The 3,375-nt window shown below is 57.9% G+C and carries 3 protein-coding genes and 2 pseudogenes; all 5 read right to left on the bottom strand.

Features of this window, described 5'->3' with window-relative positions; genetic code table 11:
• Window positions 1-177: pseudogene (locus APH30_RS28530) on the bottom strand (F0F1 ATP synthase subunit beta); the annotation flags it as partial.
• 27 nt (window positions 178-204) lie between these two features.
• Entirely contained in the window at window positions 205-1,065 is an 861-nt protein-coding gene (gene atpG, locus APH30_RS26525) for a F0F1 ATP synthase subunit gamma (protein ID WP_009684663.1), read from the bottom strand.
• Window positions 1,066-1,113: 48 nt separating this feature from the next.
• Window positions 1,114-2,658, bottom strand: coding sequence for a F0F1 ATP synthase subunit alpha (atpA, locus tag APH30_RS26520; protein ID WP_009684664.1), 1,545 nt, complete (start codon window positions 2,656-2,658; stop codon window positions 1,114-1,116).
• A gap of 21 nt (window positions 2,659-2,679) precedes the next feature.
• Window positions 2,680-3,216 (bottom strand): F0F1 ATP synthase subunit delta, encoded by a 537-nt coding sequence (locus tag APH30_RS26515; protein ID WP_003253191.1) that lies wholly within the window; start codon window positions 3,214-3,216, stop codon window positions 2,680-2,682.
• 12 nt (window positions 3,217-3,228) lie between these two features.
• Window positions 3,229-3,375 (bottom strand): annotated as a pseudogene (locus APH30_RS26510) (F0F1 ATP synthase subunit B); the annotation flags it as partial.

Raw genomic sequence — 3,375 nt, 5'->3', positions numbered from 1 at the left:
TTCGGTCGAGCCCATCGCAATGGTACGAACCACGCCGTCGCCCAGCTGCTGCTGAACTTCCAGGGTGGTTTCCGCGCCTTGTACTTTCAGCGCGTTGTAAACACTCGGCACGACGTCACGTGGGAATTCCACGTCGATGACGGCGCCGATGATTTGAACGATACGTCCGCTACTCATAGCTGGATCCTCTGATTTTTTGAACCGTTAAACCGCGGCAGCGCCGCCGACGATTTCCGAGATCTCCTGGGTGATCGCAGCCTGACGCGCCTTGTTGTAGATCAATTGCAGCTCTTTGATCAAATCACCGGCGTTGTCTGTGGCGTTTTTCATGGCGATCATCCGGGCTGCTTGTTCAGCAGCGTTGTTCTCGACCACCGCCTGGTAGACCTGCGACTCCACGTAACGCACCATCAAGCCGTCCAGCAGCTCTTTTGCGTCGGGTTCGTACAGGTAGTCCCAGTGGTGCTTGAGTTCCTGATCCGGGGTTGCCACCAACGGTACCAATTGCTCGACCGTCGGTTTTTGGGTCATGGTGTTGATGAACTTGTTCGAAACCACCGAGAGGCGATCGATACGGCCGTCCATGTAGGCGTCCAGCATCACTTTGACGGAGCCGATCAGATCATTGATCGACGGCTCTTCGCCCAAGTGGCTGATCGCGGCTACAACGTTGCCGCCAAAGATGCGGAAGAAAGTCGCACCCTTGCTGCCGATCACGCACAGGTCGATTTCCACGCCCTGTTCGCGGTTTTCGCTCATGTCCTTGACCAGGGCCTTGAACAGGTTGGTGTTCAAGCCACCGCACAAGCCACGGTCACTGCTCACCACGATATAACCGGCGCGCTTTACAGGGCGCTCGATCATGAACGGGTGGCGGTATTCCGGGTTGGCGTTGGCCAGATGACCGATCACCTGGCGGATACGCTCCGCGTAAGGACGGCTAGCAGCCATGCGCATTTGTGCCTTGCGCATCTTGCTGACCGCCACTTTCTCCATGGCGCTGGTAATTTTTTGCGTGCTTTTGATGCTCGCAATCTTACTGCGAATCTCTTTTGCGCCTGCCATGTATCACCTATCAGGTTAGCAAGCGGGGGCCGGAGCCCCCGCTGCGGCTTACCAGGTCTGGGTGGCCTTGAACTTCTCGATACCGGCTTTCAGGCCTGCGTCGATTTCGTCGTTGAAGTCACCCTTCACGTTGATCTTCGCCATCAGTTCGGCGTGATCACGGTTGAAGAAGGCGATCAGTGCTTGCTCGAAGCTACCGACCTTGGAGACTTCCACGTCAGTCAGGAAACCACGCTCAGCGGCGTACAGCGACAGAGCCATGTCCGCGATGGACATCGGCGCGTACTGCTTCTGCTTCATCAGCTCGGTTACGCGCTGACCATGCTCCAGCTGCTTGCGGGTCGCTTCGTCCAGATCGGAAGCGAACTGGGCGAATGCAGCCAGTTCACGGTACTGAGCCAGAGCGGTACGAATACCACCGGACAGCTTCTTGATGATCTTGGTCTGAGCGGCACCACCTACGCGGGATACCGAAACACCGGCGTTCACTGCAGGGCGGATGCCCGAGTTGAACATGGCCGATTCCAGGAAGATCTGACCGTCGGTGATCGAAATCACGTTGGTCGGAACGAACGCGGAAACGTCGCCAGCCTGGGTTTCGATGATCGGCAGGGCGGTCAGGGAACCGGTCTTGCCAGTGACTGCACCGTTGGTGAACTTCTCGACGTATTCTTCCGAAACGCGCGATGCACGCTCCAGCAGACGGGAGTGGAGATAGAACACGTCGCCTGGGTACGCTTCACGTCCTGGTGGACGGCGCAGCAGCAGGGAGATCTGACGGTAGGCAACGGCCTGCTTGGACAGGTCATCGTAAACGATCAGTGCGTCTTCACCGCGGTCACGGAAGAACTCGCCCATGGTGCAGCCGGCGTATGGCGCCAGGAACTGCAGTGCGGCGGATTCCGAAGCACTGGCAACAACCACGATGGTGTTGGCCAGGGCGCCGGTTTCTTCCAGCTTGCGAACGATGTTGGCAACGGTAGAGCGCTTCTGGCCGACAGCAACATAAACACAGAAAATACCGGAGTCTTTCTGGTTGATGATGGCGTCGATGGCCATGGCGGTCTTACCGATCTGACGGTCACCAATGATCAGCTCGCGCTGGCCACGGCCGACAGGGATCATGGCGTCGACGGACTTGTAGCCAGTCTGTACAGGCTGGTCTACCGACTTACGCCAGATCACGCCTGGAGCCACTTTCTCGACCGCGTCGGTCTGGGTGTTGCCCAGCGGACCTTTGCCATCGATCGGGTTACCCAGTGCGTCAACGACGCGACCCAGCAGTTCCTTACCAACAGGAACTTCCAGGATGCGGCCGGTGCACTTGGCGCTCATGCCTTCGGCGAGGGTGTCATAGGCACCCAGGATCACTGCACCTACGGAGTCTTGCTCCAGGTTCAGGGCCATACCGTAGACGCTGCCAGGGAACTCGATCATTTCGCCGTACATGACGTCGGCCAGACCGTGGATCCGCACGATACCGTCGGATACCGAAACAACGGTACCTTCGTTACGGGCTTGGGAGCTCACATCGAGGTTGTCGATGCGGCCCTTGATGATTTCACTAATTTCGGAAGGATTGAGTTGCTGCATTGCTCTGCTGCCCCTTCAAACTCAAGATTTCAATGCTTCGGCCAGTTTCGCGATTTTGCCGCGAACAGAGCCATCGATTACCAGGTCACCTGCGCGGATGACGACGCCGCCAATCAGGCTGGCATCCTCCGACGCGTGCAGGCGCACTTCCTGGCCTAACCGTGCACTGAGAACCTTGGCGAGTTTGTCTTGCTGTTCTTGGTTCAACGCGAAGGCACTGGTGACTTCCACGTCCACGGATTTCTCTTGCTCGGCCTTGTACAGGTCGAACAGGGCGGCAATCTCCGGCAGAAGCAGGAGACGGTCGTTTTCCGCGGCAACATGAATGAAATTCTGTGCCTGTGCATTGAACTTGTCACCGCACACGTCAATGAACGTGGCGGCCTTTTCTGCGCTCGTCAGTCGCGGGGCCTTGAGCAGGCGCTGCATGGTGTCGTCTTGCGACACCGCAGCAGCCAGGCCGAGCATGGCTGACCAATTGGCCAGTTGCTGATGGGCCTGGGCGTGCTCAAAGGCAGCCTTAGCGTAAGGTCGGGCCAACGTGGTCAGTTCTGCCATGATCGCCCTCGCTTAAATTTCAGCGGCCAGTTTGTTAACCAGCTCCGCATGCGCGTTTTGATCGATTGTGGCGCCAAGGATCTTTTCAGCACCGCCAACGGCCAGGGCACCCACTTGGGCACGCAGGGCGTCTTTAGCACTGTTCAGTTCCTGTTCGAT

The sequence above is a fragment of the Pseudomonas sp. NBRC 111127 genome, assembly GCF_001320345.1.
Taxonomy (GTDB): domain Bacteria; phylum Pseudomonadota; class Gammaproteobacteria; order Pseudomonadales; family Pseudomonadaceae; genus Aquipseudomonas; species Aquipseudomonas juntendi.
This window is presented reverse-complemented; position numbering and strand designations above follow the sequence as displayed.

Bases quoted from the DNA above. Each gene is read 5' to 3' on its own strand.
- atpG (WP_009684663.1), bottom strand. From the start codon at position 1,065: ATGGCAGGCGCAAAAGAGATTCGCAGTAAGATTGCGAGCATCAAAAGC.
- atpA (WP_009684664.1), bottom strand. From the start codon at position 2,658: ATGCAGCAACTCAATCCTTCCGAAATTAGTGAAATCATCAAGGGCCGC.
- APH30_RS26515 (WP_003253191.1), bottom strand. From the start codon at position 3,216: ATGGCAGAACTGACCACGTTGGCCCGACCTTACGCTAAGGCTGCCTTT.